Below are 15,854 nucleotides of genomic sequence, written 5' to 3'. Positions count from 1 at the left end.
CCCGACGGTCAGGGCGAAAACGCAATCAGCAGCTATAACTCATTGGTAATTCTTCGGATATTCCATGATGGCTGCTACCCGAGAGACGCTGCGTAGCTGGTTTTATCGCCCCTGGTTTTTGGCGACGATCGCGGCTGTCCTCAGTGCCAGCCTGTTGATCGCCGGCGGAATGTTCGTCGCCATGCATCAGATCAAGCAAAGCGAAAGCCAGGAAATGAATGCCCAGGGCGAACGCTTCCTTGCCCGCCTCGAACAATTGTTCGGCCAGTTGCGCGAAAGCCTTGACGACCTCCAAGCCCAGCCATTGCGCAGCTGCGATGACGAAATGATCGCCACGCTGCAACAGGTGACCTTCAATTATCGCTTCGTCTACGAAGCCGCCTACATGGATGCCTCACGCATCTGCTCCAACCGTCCGCGCCAGGAAGGCCTGTCGGTGGTGCGGGCGCCGGACATCAAGGGACCGACTTACAGCTATTGGCTGAACACCACCACCGAACCCGATGAAAACCGCGCCGCCCTGATGCTCGGGCGCGGTAATTTTCGCGTGGCCACGTCACGCGGACACCTGACCGACATGGTCGATCTGTCGCCCGGCAGCAGCCTGCTGGTGGTGCTCGACCATGGCAACCGGGCGATCCCGGTGCTCGGCGCGGCGCAGGCCTGGCCACCGAGCGAATCGTGGCCACCGAAGAGTCGCGAGGCCTTGCAGGTTACCCAGTCTCGGTTGATCTATCGCATGCCCACCAACAACCCGGAGTATCAACTGGTGTTGATCACGCCGAGAACCGCCATGCACATTCCTGCCATCTGGTGGTGGATGGTGCCGGCCTGCCTGGTGCTGGGCGCGTTCGTGGGGTTCTTCGTGTTTTTACTGGTGCGCCAGCGCCAGTCACTCGACGCCGAACTGCAAGGCGCCATCCGTCGTGGCGAGTTGCAGGTGCTGTACCAACCGATCTTCGACCTCGACAGCCGCAACTGCGTCGGCGCCGAAGCCCTGTTGCGCTGGCGCCGTCCGGACGGCACGCTGACCAGCCCGGACCTGTTCATTCCTCTGGCGGAAAACACCGGGCAGATCCGCCAGATGACCGACTTTGTCCTGCAGCGCCTGCTGGAACAATTGGGCCCGATATTGCGGGCCAATCCGCAACTGTATATCTCGGTCAACCTCGCTGCCTGCGACGTGATGGTGCCGCGTATCGGCCAGGTCATGGCGCGGCTGCTGACCCTGCACCGGGTGGCAGCGCGGCAAATAGCTTTTGAAGTGACCGAACGCGGCCTGATTGATGTGGTGGTGGCGCGGGAAAACCTGCAAGCGCTGCGCGCTGTTGGTCATCAGGTGCTGATCGACGATTTCGGTACCGGCTATTGCAGCCTCGCCTACCTGCAAACCCTGCCGGTCGACTGCCTGAAAATCGACAAGGCGTTCATTGATGCGCTCGGTCACGATGCCGCCAGCAGTGGCGTCGCACCGCACATCATTCACATGGCGCAAGCGCTGGATCTGAAGGTGATTGCCGAAGGCATCGAGCTTGAATCGCAAGCGCAATTGCTCAGCAGTGAGGGCGTAAAGTTCGGTCAGGGCTGGCTGTTCGCCCATGCCTTGAGCGCAGTGCAGTTCATCGAACTGATCACCCGCGGACGCCGTCTCGCAGGTCGACGCCTGGACGACGAGGCCTAAACCGCCAGCGCCATGTAAAACTGCGTACCCTGCCCCGGCCTTGAGTAGACGCCCATACGCCCGCCATGCAACTGGACGATTTCCTTGCACAGCGCCAGGCCGAGCCCGGCTCCGCCCTTTTTGCGTCCAACCTGCACAAACGGTTCGAAGATTCGCCCTTGCTGACCGTAGGCAATGCCTTCGCCGTTGTCCTCGACGCTGATGATCACCCGCTCGCCATGTCGACGTGCCTGCAAGCGGATCTGACCGTCGCGGGCGGTATGACGCAAGGCGTTGTCGATCAGGTTATCGAGCACGCGGTCGAGCTGCGCCTGATCCGCCTGCAAGCGCGGCAGCGGGCTTTGCACTTCCACATTCAAGGCAATGCCCTTCTGCGCCGCCGACTCGGCGAAACGCAGCTGCGCCTGTTCCAGCAAGTCTTCGATGGAGCACGGCGCCAAAGTCAGCTTCTGCAAACCGTTCTGGTAGCGCGAGAAGTTGAGCAAGTCGTTGATCAACTGCATCAAGCGCTGCATCTCTTCGTTCACGGTATCGAGCAGATCGGCCTCACGCGATTCCGCCGGGAACTTCGCCCGCTCGCGGAACAGGCCGAAGGCCATGTGCATGCCGGTGACCGGCGTGCGCAACTCATGGGAGGCGCGCAAGACGAACTCGCTGCGCACCCGTTCGAAGGCGCGTTGCTCGGTAACGTCGTGCAAGACCATCACCGCACCGAGAATATGCCCCTGGGTGTGGCTGACCGGCGTCAGGCTGTAGGTCAGCAAACGGGATTCGCCGTCGACTTCGATACTCAAGTCCTCCGGCGCACGCTCGAGGGTGCCGCCACGCAGGACCAATTGCAGCTGTGCATCCAGCTCCGGCCGTTCAAGCGCCGAGCCCAGGCCCTGGCCGAGTCGATCATCGTCCCAGCCCAACTGCCGCTGAGCCACCGGGTTGAGGTGTTCCAGATGCCCCTCGCGGTCGATCATCAACAAGCCGTCGTCGATGCTGTCGAGCACCGCCTGCAGGCGTTGCTGACCGGCCAGCAGTTCGTCGACGTTGGTCGCCTGATGCTCACGCAGCGCTTCGGCCATCAGCCCGAAACGACGGGACAACAGGTTGACCTCCATCGCCGATGAGATTGGCAGGGTCACCTCGTAATTGCCCTGGCCAATGTTATCGGCCGCTTTGGCCAGCACCTCGATGGGCCCCCCTAAACGCCGGGCGATGCCATGCGCAGTGACGAAGCCGATGATCAACACCGCCAGCCCGACCAGCCCAAGCAGACCGGCAATCAGCAACGCCCGATTGCGTGCCTCTTGCTGGACGGCGTTGATGTTGTCGAGGGCCTGCTTGTGCTCGGCAATCAGCCCGTTGCGCAGAATGTTGAAACGCTCTCGGAAGTCGGCGTTGCCGCTCATCGCATTGGAGGGGTCGAGTGACTGCAGAAAATTCAGGTAGTCGGCCTTGGCCTGAGTGAAACCGTATTGCCGGCCATCACCCTCCCGCTCCCGCTCCCGGGCGATCCCCTCATCCAGCAACTGGAAGTAATGCTGTTTGGAAGCTTCAAACGCCGCGGGGTCAGGCTTTTCGGCGAGCATGATGATCAGTTGATCGCCCAGCGTCTTGCGCAGCTTGAGGCCCAGATCCAGGGTGACGAAATTGTTGCGCACCAGCGTTTCCTGAGTACCGGCCATCTGCATCACGCTGACCAGCCCGAGCAACAACCCGAGCAGCGCCACGGTGATCAATGCGGAAATGCTCAGAAACAACCGCGTGCGCAACTTCATCGCCAGTTTCATCGTCGGGCGCTCACAGGTTGTACTGCTTGCGCTTGCGATACAGGGTCGAGGCGTCGATACCGAGGGTTTTTGCGGCCTGATCCAGTGTGCCGGCGGTGGCCAGTACCGCACCGATATGCGCCTTTTCCAGTTCATCGAGGCTCAGCGCTGCGCCAACGCGAGGTGCATTGTTGGCCGGCTGTTCGGCCATGCCGAGGTGGCTGATTTCCACACGTTCCTGCGGGCAGATAATGCTGGCGCGCTCAACCACGTTGCGCAGTTCGCGAATATTGCCTGGCCAGCGGTAGCCGAGCAGCGCTTCACGGGCCTCGTCACTGAACCCGCGCGCCGGACGCGCATACTCTTTGACGAAGCGGGCGAGGAAGCGGTCGGCGAGGGTCAGGATGTCCTCGGCGCGCTCGCGCAGCGGCGGCAGATGCAGCGTGATGACGTTCAAGCGGTACAACAAGTCTTCACGGAAGCGACCGTCGCGCACCATGTCCTCGAGGTTGAGGTTGGTCGCGGCCAGAATCCGCACATCGGCGCGCCGGGTCACCGGATCGCCGACCCGCTCATATTCCTTGTCCTGAATAAAACGCAGCAGTTTTGGCTGCAAAGTCAGGGGAAAGTCGCCGATCTCGTCGAGAAACAGCGTGCCGCCATCGGCCTGATTGACCCGGCCCAGCGTGCTTTCGCTGGCACCGGTAAAGGCCCCGCGACTGTGGCCGAACAGCTCGCTTTCCATCAATTCGGCAGTCAGCGACGGGCAGTTGATCGTGACGCAGGATTTCTTCTCGCGCTTGCTCCAGCCATGAATCGCCCGAGCCAATTCACCTTTACCGGTGCCTGACTCGCCGAGAATCAGAATGTTGGCGTCGGTGCTCGCCACCTGCCGCGCCGTTTCCAGTACGACTTTCATCGCCGGGCTGTGGGAGTCGAGGCCGTCCTTGGGTTTGCGGATTTCGCCTTCGAGGGCTTCAAGACGCGCCGAGAGCTGGCGCACTTCCAGTTGCTTGGCCGTGGCCAGGCGCAATTGATCGGGGCTGCAGGGTTTGACCAGATAGTCGGCAGCGCCGGCCTGGATCGCGTCGACCGCGGTATCCACAGCCGAGTGAGCGGTGACGATCACCACGCGCATCCACGGCGCCTGAATGCGCATCTGCGCCAGTACGTCGAGGCCGTTGTCTTCGCCCAGACGCAAATCAAGGAAGCACAGGTCGAAAACCTGACGTTGCAGCAATGCCTCGGCCTGGGCCGCGCTGTTGGCCGTGGCCACCGTATAACCTTCGTCTTCGAGGCAATAACGGAAGGTTCGCAGGATGGCGGATTCATCGTCCACCAGCAGAATGCGGCCTTGATGCTCAGTGGCAGATTCCATTTTTCCTACGCTCCATAGTGATTGATCTTGGTTTAGTCCCGGAAAAATCGGGCAAGTTGCATGGTTGATTCTGAACGATGCCAGCCATAGGAGGGTAGCCCTCTCCTGCCGTTACGGCCAATACGTTGATTTCGTTGGTTTTTTAAACAATCACCGGTTTGCAGGACATTCCCTGCGTATCTTTCTGACATCCGTGTCGTGCTCTCAATTCCATAAGAATGAAATCTCCTACGAAATAATCGTGCATTCCGCACGACCTTGGATGACCCATCGTGCAGGATGCGTCGCCAAGGTTTTTCACCATACATATAACCTATTGATTTTATTGAATATTTTTCAATTAAAAAACTGGCACGCGGGCTGCAATACCTCATTCAGCCCGGGCAGAAACCAACTGCCCCAACCCAATAAGTGTGAGGAACCCAGGATGACTCGCCAACGTGCCGCCCAAGTGCGTATCTCGCCACTGCATATCCAGCAAGGCCTGTTTGGCGTGCTCGCGCTGTTGGTGACCCTGATCGCGTGCCAGCAATACCTGCGCTGGGAAAACAGCCAGCAGCCTGAGCCGTTGATCTCGATTCAACACAGCACGCAAACGCACTTCAGCGCCGTCAGCAGCAGCCAGGCCGAAAGCACTTCGATGCGCATGATGGATGTTGACCAGACGCAGCCGCTGGATCAGCTGCCACGGGAAGAGCGCTGGGTTTTCTGATTGAACCAATGAATTCAGGCGCGCAGCGCCGGAACACGCAATATCCCTAAATAGAAGTAAGGAGAATCACCATGTTGAGTTGGGCAATTACATTCTTGATCATTGCCATCATCGCCGCCGTCCTGGGCTTCGGTGGTATCGCGGGCACCGCCACGGGTATCGCCAAGATTCTCTTTGTCGTATTCCTGGTGATGTTCATCGCTTCCTTCTTCTTTGGCCGTCGCGGCCGAGGTTAACGATGAGCGCGTTAAAGACACTGGCAGCCGCCCTGCTTCTGGGCGGTAGTGCCATGGCGCTGGCGGCCAATGATGGCCAGACGCGGGTCAATGAGCTGCTCGGCTCCGACCCGCAATACAGGGAAACCTGGCAAGGCGTGGTGATGAAGGAAGAACGCCTGCCGGAATGGGTGATGAACCTGTCCGGCACGCCGGACCAGCAGATGAACGCCGTCACTGAAGATGGCGATCAGTATCTGGTCGGACCGCTCTGCGAGTCGGCGGATAAATGCCTGAACCACCGCTTGATCGTCGCGTTCAGCTTCGACAAGAAAGATGCCTACGCCATGCTCGTCGATGTGCCCGAAGGATTGCCGGCCGACAAGTCGCCGACACGACATGCCACCTACCGCTTCCTCGGCAAACCCGACCAAGGCATGCAGGATCTGCTGATGGAAACCCTGAAGAAAGATCCGAACTGGTATTAGGTTTCGAACATAAGAGCAGCGCCCCGCTGCTCTTGATTGCGCCCACCCGATGAAGGCCGGCGCATGACCAAGGGGCCGGGACGTTCTGACTGCAACAGGGTCGGAGTGACCTACGGGTACAGGGAGTGCCTGCGCGAGGGCCGGGTCAGGGTAAAAGCTGCGCCGCAGGTTCGCCGAGCCTCAGTGGTTCGACGGACTTGCGCTGGGCTTTGCAACACGCAAAACATTGATCCAGAGCGCCCATATCCTCCTTTTTATCGCTGACACTGCGCGCAAAAACATTACGCGGTGTTTCCTGGCGACCGTATATCGAGAAAGAGACCGTTTAAACAGTAGGACTTCTAGTCTTGCAATGTAGGCTTTTTCCTAAATTTTCCGCCGATTTTACTCGTTCAAAAAACAACCAACCTCCGCTGTGATGGCCGGTTCACGGCACTTATGCCGGCTGAAATGTCGTAATCGAACCGGTTGGGACGCCAGTTTCATTTAAAAAAGCTCATGCCGATTCGGCATAGGGTAGGCGTTTACGGCATTAGACGGCGCAACCTTGCATCGGAATAGTTGCGCCTTTTTTCGCCTGCCGAAGAGCCGTAAACACGCGCTTCGGGGCACCTTATACGGAGGCAGATGCACAGACTTTTCCGCTAAAGAGCGTTCCAGTTCCTGCATGTGCCTGAGTCAAACGCAAGTAAGGGTAAAGATAATGAAGAAGGCAAAACTCAGCCTCGCCTGGCAGATCCTCATCGGTCTGGTTTTAGGGATTGCAATTGGTGCGTTGCTCAACCACTTCAGTGCCGAAAAGGCCTGGTGGATCAGTAACGTCCTGCAACCGGCAGGCGATATCTTTATCCGTCTGATCAAGATGATCGTGATCCCGATCGTCATCTCGTCCCTGATCGTCGGCATCGCCGGCGTGGGCGACGCCAAGAAGCTTGGGCGCATCGGCCTGAAGACGATCATCTACTTCGAAATCGTCACCACCATCGCCATTCTCGTCGGCCTGGTGTTGGCGAACGTGTTCCACCCGGGCGCCGGCATCGACATGAGCACCCTGGGCACTGTGGACATCTCCAAGTACCAGGCGACCGCCGCCGAAGTGCAGCATGAACACGCGTTCATCGAGACCATCCTCAACCTGATCCCGTCGAACATCTTCGCGGCCATGGCCCGCGGCGAAATGCTGCCGATCATCTTCTTCTCCGTGCTGTTCGGTCTCGGTCTGTCGAGCCTGCAGTCGGACCTGCGCGAACCGCTGGTGAAGATGTTCCAGGGCGTTTCCGAGAGCATGTTCAAAGTCACCCACATGATCATGAACTACGCCCCGATCGGCGTATTCGCCCTGATCGCGGTGACCGTCGCCAACTTCGGCTTCGCCTCGCTGCTGCCGCTGGCCAAGCTGGTGATCCTGGTTTACGTCGCCATCGCCTTCTTCGCCTTCGTGGTGCTGGGCCTGATCGCCAAGTTGTTCGGCTTCTCGGTGATCAAGCTGATGCGCATCTTCAAGGATGAGCTGGTCCTGGCCTACTCCACCGCCTCCTCGGAAACCGTGCTGCCACGGGTGATCGAGAAGATGGAAGCCTACGGCGCACCGAAAGCCATCTGCAGCTTCGTGGTGCCGACCGGTTACTCGTTCAACCTCGACGGTTCGACCCTGTACCAGTCCATCGCCGCCATCTTCATTGCCCAGCTGTACGGCATCGACCTGTCGATCAGCCAGCAACTGCTGCTGGTCCTGACCCTGATGGTCACCTCCAAAGGCATCGCCGGTGTACCGGGCGTGTCCTTCGTGGTGCTGCTGGCAACGCTGGGCAGCGTCGGTATTCCGCTGGAAGGCCTGGCCTTCATCGCCGGTGTCGACCGCATCATGGACATGGCGCGTACCGCACTGAACGTGATCGGCAACGCCCTGGCGGTCCTGGTGATCGCTCGTTGGGAAGGCATGTACGACGACGCCAAGGGCCAGCGCTACTGGAACTCCCTGCCGCACTGGCGCAGCAAGGAAAAACTGCCGGCTGGCGAGATTTCCAAGAACTGATTGCTGAACCCTGGGGAGATTGGCTCCCACAGTGACCGAGCCAGCCTTACCAACAAACCCCGGAGAAATCCGGGGTTTGTCGTTTCTGGCGACCCCGCTATCATTCGCCGCATCTTCCGGGGGATTTTGACTGATGCTTAATGGCCTGTGGCTTGGCTTCTTCGTCGTGGCAACCATCTCTGCGCTGGTGCAGTGGCTGGTCGGCGGCAATGCCGGAATTTTCGCGGCGATGGTGGAAAGCATCTTTGCCATGGCCAAGCTCTCGGTCGAGGTGATGGTGCTGCTGTTCGGCACGTTGACCCTGTGGCTGGGCTTCCTGCGCATTGCCGAAAAGGCCGGGATCGTCGAATGGCTGGCCAAGGTCCTCGGGCCGCTGTTCCTGCGGCTGATGCCGGAAGTCCCGCCCGGTCACCCTGCCCTCGGCCTGATCACCCTGAACTTCGCTGCCAATGGCCTCGGGCTGGATAATGCGGCCACGCCGATCGGCCTCAAAGCCATGAAGGCGCTGCAGGAACTCAACCCCAGCGCCACCATCGCCAGCAACGCGCAAATCCTGTTCCTGGTGCTCAACGCGTCGTCCCTGACCCTGCTGCCGGTGACGATCTTCATGTACCGCGCCCAGCAAGGCGCGCCGGACCCTACCCTGGTGTTCCTGCCGATCCTGCTGGCGACCAGTTGCTCGACCATCGTCGGTTTTCTCTCGGTGGCGTTCATGCAGCGCCTGCGCATCTGGGACCCGGTGGTGCTGGCCTATCTGATTCCCGGCGCGCTGATCCTTGGCGCTTTCATGGCATTGCTGGCGACCCTGTCGGCCACGGCGCTGGCCGGGTTGTCGTCGATCCTCGGCAACCTGACGCTATTCGGGCTGATCATGTTGTTTCTGGTGATCGGCGCGTTACGCAAGGTGAAGGTCTACGAAGCGTTCGTCGAAGGCGCAAAAGAGGGCTTCGATGTCGCCAAGAACCTGCTGCCCTATCTGGTGGCGATGCTCTGCGCGGTCGGCGTACTGCGTGCTTCCGGGGCGCTGGACTTCGGTCTGGATGGTATCCGCCATCTGGTCGAGTGGGCCGGCTGGGACACGCGGTTTGTCGACGCGTTGCCGACGGCGATGGTCAAACCGTTTTCCGGTAGCGCCGCACGGGCGATGCTGATCGAGACCATGAAGACTTCAGGGGTCGACAGCTTCCCGGCGCTGGTAGCGGCGACGGTGCAGGGCAGTACCGAGACCACGTTCTATGTGCTGGCAGTGTATTTCGGCGCGGTGGGGATTCAGCGGGCGCGGCATGCGGTGGGGTGTGCGTTGCTGGCTGAGCTGGCCGGGGTACTGGGCGCGATTGGCGTCTGCTACTGGTTCTTCGGCTAACCACTAATCCCATTGTGGGAGCGAGCTTGCTCGCGAATGCGGTGGGTCATTCAGCGATGATGTTGACTGACCGGACGCATTCGCGAGCAAGCTCGCTCCCACAGGGGTTGTGTGTCGGGCTTAAGGTTTTGGGGGGGCGAGTTTTTGGCCTTGGTCTACAGCCCAAGCCACGACTTTGGCGGTCAGCCGATCACTGGCCTGGCCAAACCCCGCAACCACCGCTGGCACCTGCACATCGCTCAGCGGCTGACGCTCTTCAAAGCGGCGGCTGGCGAGAATCTTCTGGTCATAGCCACGCACCAGCAACGCATCGACCCGCACCACAGCGCTGGCCTGACTGCCCTGATACTCGGTCTGAAACGCCTGCAAACTGCCGCCCAGCTCCAGATCCGCCGCAAAGTTGCTGTCATCGGTACTCAGCAACGTCACCCGGCCATCACGCACAAAGCCATCGAGCAGTCGATTGCGCACCAGCACCGGTGCCGGATCGCTCCAGCGCGAGCCTTTGTAGCTGCTGATCACATCACCCTGCGGAATCACTGCAATGGTCGGCCGGTTCAACGCCTCGCTGGCCTGCAGCTTGTTCAGTCGCAGCGACCAGGACTGAGCGGCGGCTGAGCTGGCCGAGGCGGGCGCCTGGGCCGGTGGCAGGCGATACACGTCCGACGGATCGGCCTGAGGCAGGATCGAGCACGCGCCGAGCAGCGAGAAACCGGCGAGGAGGGCGAAGTGAGTCAGCTTCATGGCGTGAATTCCTTGTTCTTGTCACGGCCCAGCAAGTAACCGCTGGGGTTGGCTTCAAGGCGTTGGGAAATGGCGCGCAGCGAGGTCAGCGTCTCGCGCAGTTCGCGGATGGCCGGGGCCAGGCCATTGAGGCCCTGCATGCCGTTGTCGAGGGAATTTTCGTTCTTGCTCAGCAACGTGTTGATCGTCGCGCTGCTCTGTTCCAGCGACTTCATCGCCTGCTCGGCACTGCCGAGCGCCTGTTTGCCCTGATCGTTGAGCAGGCCATTGGCGTTGCGCATCAGAAGCGACGTCTGCTCGAGCATGTTGCTGGCCTGTTTGCCGACACTCGCCAGTTGCTGCATGGCCTGGCGCAGGTCGCCGCGCTGATCGTTGATCGAGCCGGTGGTCTGCTCCAGATGGGCCAGGGTGTTGCTGACGCGCTCGACGTTCTCCGGGGAAAACATCTGATTGGCATTGCTCAGCAGCGCGGTGATGCCGCTCATCAAATCGTTACTGTCATTGAGCAGCCGCGAAATAGGCGAGGGCGACGCAACGATGGTCGGCAGGTTGCCGTCATGGCCACGCAGCTTCGGGCTCTCCGGTGTGCCGCCGCTGAGCTGGATGATCGACGTACCGGTGATCCCGGCCAGCGCCAGTTTGGCCTGGGTGTCCTCCTTGACCGGCGTGTCGCCGCCCAGACGAATCCGCGCCAGCACGCGCCGTGGATCTTTGGGATCAAGGCGCAGATTGATCACATCGCCGACCTTGATCCCGCTGTACTGCACCGGGCTGCCCTTGGACAGCCCGCTGACCGCCTCGCTGAAGACAATCTCGTAATCCTTGAACTCGGTGTCGACACTGGACTTGGCCAGGAACAGACCGAAGAGCAGGGCGCCAGCCACCACTATCACGGTGAACAGGCCGATCAACACATGATGGGCTCGGGTTTCCATGTCAGACCTCGTTGAGCAGTTTGGCGGCGTCCAGCGCCGAGCGGCCGCGCGGGCCGTGGAAGTATTCGTGAATCCACGCGTCGTCGGTTTCCGAGACGACGTCGATGGGGCCGGCGACCAGCACTTTCTTCTGCGCCAGCACCGCCACGCGGTCGGTGATGGTGTAAAGCGTGTCGAGGTCGTGAGTGACCAGAAACACGCTGAGGCCGAGCGCATCGCGCAGGGTCAGGATCAATTGATCGAATTGCGCCGCACCAATCGGATCAAGACCAGCGGTGGGTTCATCGAGAAACAGAATGTCCGGATCCAGCGCCAGCGCCCGGGCCAGCGCGGCGCGTTTGATCATGCCGCCGGACAGCGAGGCCGGGTATTTGTCCGCCGCCGACAGCGGCAGCCCGGCCAACGCCAGTTTCACCGCCGCCAGGTGTTCGGCATCGTCGCGGCTCAGGCCTGCATGTTCGATGAGGGGCAGGGCGACGTTCTCGGTCACCGTCAGCGAGGAAAACAACGCGCCTTTCTGGAACAGCACGCCAAACCGCCGTTCGACCAGCGAGCGCTCGTGTTCGGACAGGCTCGGCAAGTTCTGGCCGAACACTTTCACGTTGCCTTCGCTGGGTTGGCGCAAACCGACGATGCTGCGCAGCAACACCGACTTGCCACTCCCCGAGCCGCCAACCACGGCAAGGATTTCGCCCTTGTACAAATCCAGATCGAGGTGCTCGTGCACGCTTTGCGAACCGAAGCGATTGCCCAGGCCACGGACTTCGATCACCGCCTCCGAGGGCGCGCGGGGTAGACGACTCACCAGCCCATCTCCATGAAGAACAGTGCGGCCACCGCGTCGAGCACAATCACCACGAAAATCGACTGCACCACCGCAGACGTGGTGTGCGCGCCGACCGACTCGGCGCTGCCACTGACCTTGAAACCTTCCAGGCAACCAATCGCGGCAATCAGGAAAGCGAAAATCGGTGCCTTCACCAAGCCGACCAGAAAGTGCTGGATGCCAATGTCGCTTTGCAGCAGCGAAAGGAACATCGCCGGCGAAATCCCCAACGACACCGCACACACCACGCCACCGCCGATGATCCCGCAGAGCATCGCCAGAAACGTCAGCATCGGCAGCGCCACCAGCATCGCCAGCACGCGCGGCACCACCAACAGTTCCATCGGGTCGAGGCCGAGGGTGCGGATCGCGTCGATTTCTTCGTTGGCCTTCATCGAGCCGATTTGCGCGGTGAAGGCACTGGCGGTGCGCCCGGCCATCAGGATCGCCGTGAGCAACACCCCGAATTCGCGCAGGAAGGAGAATCCCACCAGGTCCACGGTAAAGATCGTCGCGCCGAAACTGGCCAGCACCGTCGCGCCGAGAAAGGCCACCACCGCACCGACCAGAAAGGTCAGCAGCGCCACGATCGGCGCAGCGTCGAGGCCGGTCTGTTCGATGTGCGCGATCATCGGCGTGATCCGCCAGCGTTTGGGCCGAAACAGGTTACGCGCGATGGTTTCCAGAATCAGCCCGACGAAGCCGAGCAGTTGCAGGGTGTCCTGCCAGACCGTGTCCACGGCACGTCCGATGCGCGTGAGCAATTGCACGCTGACGCTGACTTCCGGCTCCTTGATCGGTACACAGAAATCGGTCAGCGAGCAGTAAACGGTTTGCAACAAGGCACGGTCGGCCGAGGACAAGGTGCAATCGGGATGTTCGGCGGACTTGCCCAGGCGCTCGGAACCGAGCAACTCCACCAGCAACGAGGCACCGGCGGTATCGAGGGTGCCAAGGCCATTAAGGTCGATCGGAGTATTGGCGTCGTACTGGCCGCGCAGCGACTCGCTCAGGTGCTTGAGCTCGGCGTAATGGGCGAGCGTCCAGTCTCCGATGACCCGCAGGCGGGCAGGGCTGATCGACGTGTCCAGGTGGGCACTGCCGGTGATCGAACGGCTGGTCATAAGCTCCGTGCTTGTTCGTCTGTTGAGCGAACTAACGTAATAGCACGAACCGGATTACTTTTCTTTGGTCGCTGTGCTGTCTGTGACTTCGAAGCGCAATACGCCAATCACCTGGCCATCCTCGGTCAACACCCGCACCTGCCATTTGCCGGCCGGGTTGCCAGGGAAGTTCTGCTTGTGCGTCCACGCCCGGTAGCCTTCCTTGCGCCCGCCGTGGATATCGAGGGCAATGCGGTCGACTTCCTGGCCGTTGAACTGCCACACGTGATAGATCCGCTCATCCAGCCCGCGCGGCGCATTGATCGCGGTGTAGGCGTAGAGGCCGCCGTTGCGGATCTGCTCGGCGCTGACCTCGTCGAGGCTGGCGCCGGGGGTGCGGTCCTGCAACTGAGTGCTGATCGCCACGTCGGTCATCCACAGCGTCGCCGGCGGCACCCACGAGCGTAGCGTCCAGCCGACCGCGCCGATGCCGAAAGTGATGCACAGAATGGCCAGCGCGTTGCGCACGGTGCGGATCGGGAAGATCGACGCCAGACTCGGGAACGACAACACCACCGCCGTGCCCAGCGCCCATTTGAAACTCTGCGCGGTGGTCAGGTGCATGATCACCGGCAGGGCGGTGAGCAGGGCAGCGAACAGGGTCAGGGTGTGCAGCGCGAGAAACGCCCAGCGTCGTGGCGCCAGCCATTTGTAATAGAGCGGATCGACAATCGAAATCAGCGCGGCGATGCACAGCAGGCCGGTGAAGATCAGTTGGCCGCTGTTCCAGGTGGTGGTGATGAAGAAGAACGGCAGGACGAAAAACAGGCTTTCCTGGTGGATCATCTGCGTTGCGTAGCGCAGCAGCGGTTGCGGAATTTCCCGCTTGAAGATCCGCGTGAACAGCCCGGTCAGGGTGTTTTCCAGCATCAGCCAGATCCAGCTCAGCAGCATGATGATGGTGATCCAGCTCGCCAGCCCCTGCTGGCGATCGACCAGAATGAAACTGCCGACCCCGGAGATGAAACCGCCAAGCGCAATGACCCCGGGATAGCGCTTCATCAGTTCGAGAATGCGCTGGATCAGGTCGGGGATTTTTGGCATGTGGGCAGTTCACGGCTGGAGAGGAAAAAACCCCGACAGAGTACCGTCCGCAGGCGTCTGTGGCGAGGTTGGTGGTCACCAGAACACAACTCATTCCCCTGTAGGCGTGAGCCTACAGGTTCAGTGTCCGGCGGATTTTCGGCGGTGCAGGCGCCAGCCAATCAGCCCCAGCAACACCAGGCCGAGACCGCCGGCAATCAGCCACAGCGCCTCATCATCACTGATCAACGGCTTCTCGATCCGCAGATACCCCGGCTGCAACAGCAATTCGCGCATGGCCTTGTTTGCCGTTTCCAGCGTCACGCCTTGCAGCTCGCGGGCGGGGTTGGCAAAGCGCCCGTCCTCGTAGTCGCCCAGCGCGCTCCAGTAATAATCAGCCATCGCGCTGTTGCCTTGCACGGCCCAGGCCTGATGGGCGATGGCGGCCTGTTTGATCCGGGCGAAGGTGTCGGGGTCGAGGCCGTTTTTCAGCAAGTCGGCCTTCAGGTCTTCCAGCACCTGTTGCGCTTCGGCAAGGTCATCGCGATCCACGTCGGCATTGAGACTCATGAAACCGACCCCGCCAAACACCTCACGCTCGGCCCATGGCCCGTAGGACAAACCGTGGTTCAGGCGGATCTGCCGGTACAGCGCCCAGTCGAGGTAGTCCTTGAGGATGTCGAAGGTTTCGTCGTACTGATCGTCGAGCACCGGCTCCGGCACCAGCCAGTGCAGCTTGGCACTGTCGCCGATGAAGCCGCGAGTGAGCGTGCGTTCATGGGCCGCACTGGTGCGGATGTCCGGCAGCTCACGGTGCTCGGCCGGGTCCACGGCTTCGAGCGCGCCCCAGGTGCGCTCCAGATAGGCCGGCAGCAGTTTATCGAGCTCGCCGACGACGATCAGGGACATGTTGTTCGGCGCGTACCAGGTCTTGCGCACCTTCTCCAGTTGCGCCTGGGTCAGGTGACCGACTTCCGCACGTTGCGGGCATTTCAGGCCCAGTTCCACCGCCAGTTGATTGCTCGCGGTGTGGCCCAGATCCTGGCGGTCGAGAAAACGCTGCAGACGCGTGTAATGGCCGCCGTCCTCGCGCTCGACCACGCGTTTGGCGGCGTTGATCGCGTTGTCGTCAATGCGGGTCTGAGTCAGCAGGCCGAGCAGCAGGTCGAGCACCTTGCGCTGGTTCTTCGCCGGGGCTTCGATGACGAACGTGGTGTCGGCGTTGCTGGTGAATGCGTTCCACTCGCCGCCCAGCGCCTGCATGCGCTCTTCCAGTCCGCCTTCGCCAGTAGCGTCGACGCCACTGAACAGCAGGTGTTCCAGCAGGTGCGGCAGCTCTTTTTCATCGCAGTCGAAATCGTCGAGGCCGACGCCGACCACCAGGCGGATCGCCACATGCCCGCGTTCGGTGCCGGGCTTGAGCAACAGCTGCAAACCATTGGGCAGCGCATAGCCTTCGACCTGAAAGCGATCAACGGCGAAGGCGGGCAGGGAACCGAGCAACAGACAGGCGAACAACAGGCAACGCATA

The 15,854-nt window shown here is 61.0% G+C and carries 14 protein-coding genes; 6 read left to right on the top strand and 8 right to left on the bottom strand.

All coding sequences use genetic code 11. The annotated features are described in order from the left end of the window. The first annotated feature begins 67 nt into the window (after window positions 1-67). A complete protein-coding gene (locus HV782_RS01270) occupies window positions 68-1,681 on the top strand; it encodes an EAL domain-containing protein (protein ID WP_186746980.1) in 1,614 nt (537 codons plus the stop codon). Here the strand turns inward: HV782_RS01270 and HV782_RS01265 are convergent. Together HV782_RS01265 and algB are read right to left on the bottom strand one after the other, a co-directional pair. After that, window positions 1,678-3,462, bottom strand: coding sequence for an ATP-binding protein (locus HV782_RS01265; RefSeq protein ID WP_186746977.1), 1,785 nt, complete (start codon window positions 3,460-3,462; stop codon window positions 1,678-1,680). The two genes, HV782_RS01270 and HV782_RS01265, sit on opposite strands and share 4 nt — an antisense overlap. Before the next feature lie 10 nt (window positions 3,463-3,472). After that, window positions 3,473-4,819, bottom strand: a complete 1,347-nt coding sequence (gene algB / locus HV782_RS01260; protein WP_016986437.1) for a sigma-54-dependent response regulator transcription factor AlgB — start codon at window positions 4,817-4,819, stop codon at window positions 3,473-3,475. 427 nt (window positions 4,820-5,246) lie between these two features. Between algB and HV782_RS01255 the strand changes: the two genes are divergently transcribed. The 5 genes from HV782_RS01255 to HV782_RS01235 all read left to right on the top strand — a co-directional run bounded on the left by HV782_RS01255 (window position 5,247) and on the right by HV782_RS01235 (window position 9,632). Further along, window positions 5,247-5,531 (top strand): hypothetical protein, encoded by a 285-nt coding sequence (locus HV782_RS01255; protein ID WP_123470173.1) that lies wholly within the window; start codon window positions 5,247-5,249, stop codon window positions 5,529-5,531. 71 nt (window positions 5,532-5,602) lie between these two features. Continuing rightward, window positions 5,603-5,767 carry a DUF1328 domain-containing protein gene (locus HV782_RS01250; protein ID WP_003177151.1) on the top strand — a complete coding sequence of 55 codons (165 nt, stop codon included), beginning with the start codon at window positions 5,603-5,605 and terminating at the stop codon, window positions 5,765-5,767. Between the two features lie 2 nt (window positions 5,768-5,769). Continuing rightward, window positions 5,770-6,234, top strand: coding sequence for an inhibitor of vertebrate lysozyme family protein (locus HV782_RS01245; protein WP_186746975.1), 465 nt, complete (start codon window positions 5,770-5,772; stop codon window positions 6,232-6,234). Between the two features lie 703 nt (window positions 6,235-6,937). After that, complete coding sequence (gltP, locus tag HV782_RS01240) at window positions 6,938-8,269, top strand: glutamate/aspartate:proton symporter GltP (RefSeq protein WP_128615026.1); 1,332 nt, start codon at window positions 6,938-6,940, stop codon at window positions 8,267-8,269. A 133-nt stretch (window positions 8,270-8,402) separates the two neighbouring features. Beyond that, window positions 8,403-9,632, top strand: coding sequence for a nucleoside recognition domain-containing protein (locus HV782_RS01235; protein WP_123470167.1), 1,230 nt, complete (start codon window positions 8,403-8,405; stop codon window positions 9,630-9,632). Between the two features lie 120 nt (window positions 9,633-9,752). On the opposite strand, the gene HV782_RS01230 is transcribed toward HV782_RS01235, so the two are convergent. The 6 genes from HV782_RS01230 to HV782_RS01205 form a co-directional block, all read right to left on the bottom strand. Beyond that, on the bottom strand, window positions 9,753-10,376 hold the full coding sequence (locus tag HV782_RS01230; protein ID WP_186746973.1) for an ABC-type transport auxiliary lipoprotein family protein: 624 nt from the start codon (window positions 10,374-10,376) through the stop codon (window positions 9,753-9,755). Next, entirely contained in the window at window positions 10,373-11,311 is a 939-nt protein-coding gene (locus HV782_RS01225) for an MlaD family protein (RefSeq protein WP_128615024.1), read from the bottom strand. The genes HV782_RS01230 and HV782_RS01225 overlap by 4 nt, the downstream gene beginning before the upstream one ends. A 1-nt stretch (window position 11,312) precedes the next feature. Then, window positions 11,313-12,116, bottom strand: coding sequence for an ABC transporter ATP-binding protein (locus tag HV782_RS01220; protein WP_186746970.1), 804 nt, complete (start codon window positions 12,114-12,116; stop codon window positions 11,313-11,315). After that, on the bottom strand, window positions 12,113-13,261 hold the full coding sequence (locus HV782_RS01215) for an ABC transporter permease (RefSeq protein WP_128615022.1): 1,149 nt from the start codon (window positions 13,259-13,261) through the stop codon (window positions 12,113-12,115). The genes HV782_RS01220 and HV782_RS01215 overlap by 4 nt, the downstream gene beginning before the upstream one ends. Before the next feature lie 54 nt (window positions 13,262-13,315). Beyond that, window positions 13,316-14,344: a DUF5924 family protein gene (locus HV782_RS01210; RefSeq protein WP_186746968.1), complete on the bottom strand. Its 1,029-nt coding sequence runs from the start codon at window positions 14,342-14,344 to the stop codon at window positions 13,316-13,318. Between the two features lie 120 nt (window positions 14,345-14,464). Continuing rightward, window positions 14,465-15,853, bottom strand: coding sequence for a M16 family metallopeptidase (locus HV782_RS01205; protein WP_186746966.1), 1,389 nt, complete (start codon window positions 15,851-15,853; stop codon window positions 14,465-14,467). Window position 15,854: the final 1 nt, after the last annotated feature.

Source organism: Pseudomonas monsensis (genome assembly GCF_014268495.2).
In the GTDB taxonomy this organism is placed as follows: domain Bacteria; phylum Pseudomonadota; class Gammaproteobacteria; order Pseudomonadales; family Pseudomonadaceae; genus Aquipseudomonas; species Aquipseudomonas monsensis.
This window is presented reverse-complemented; position numbering and strand designations above follow the sequence as displayed.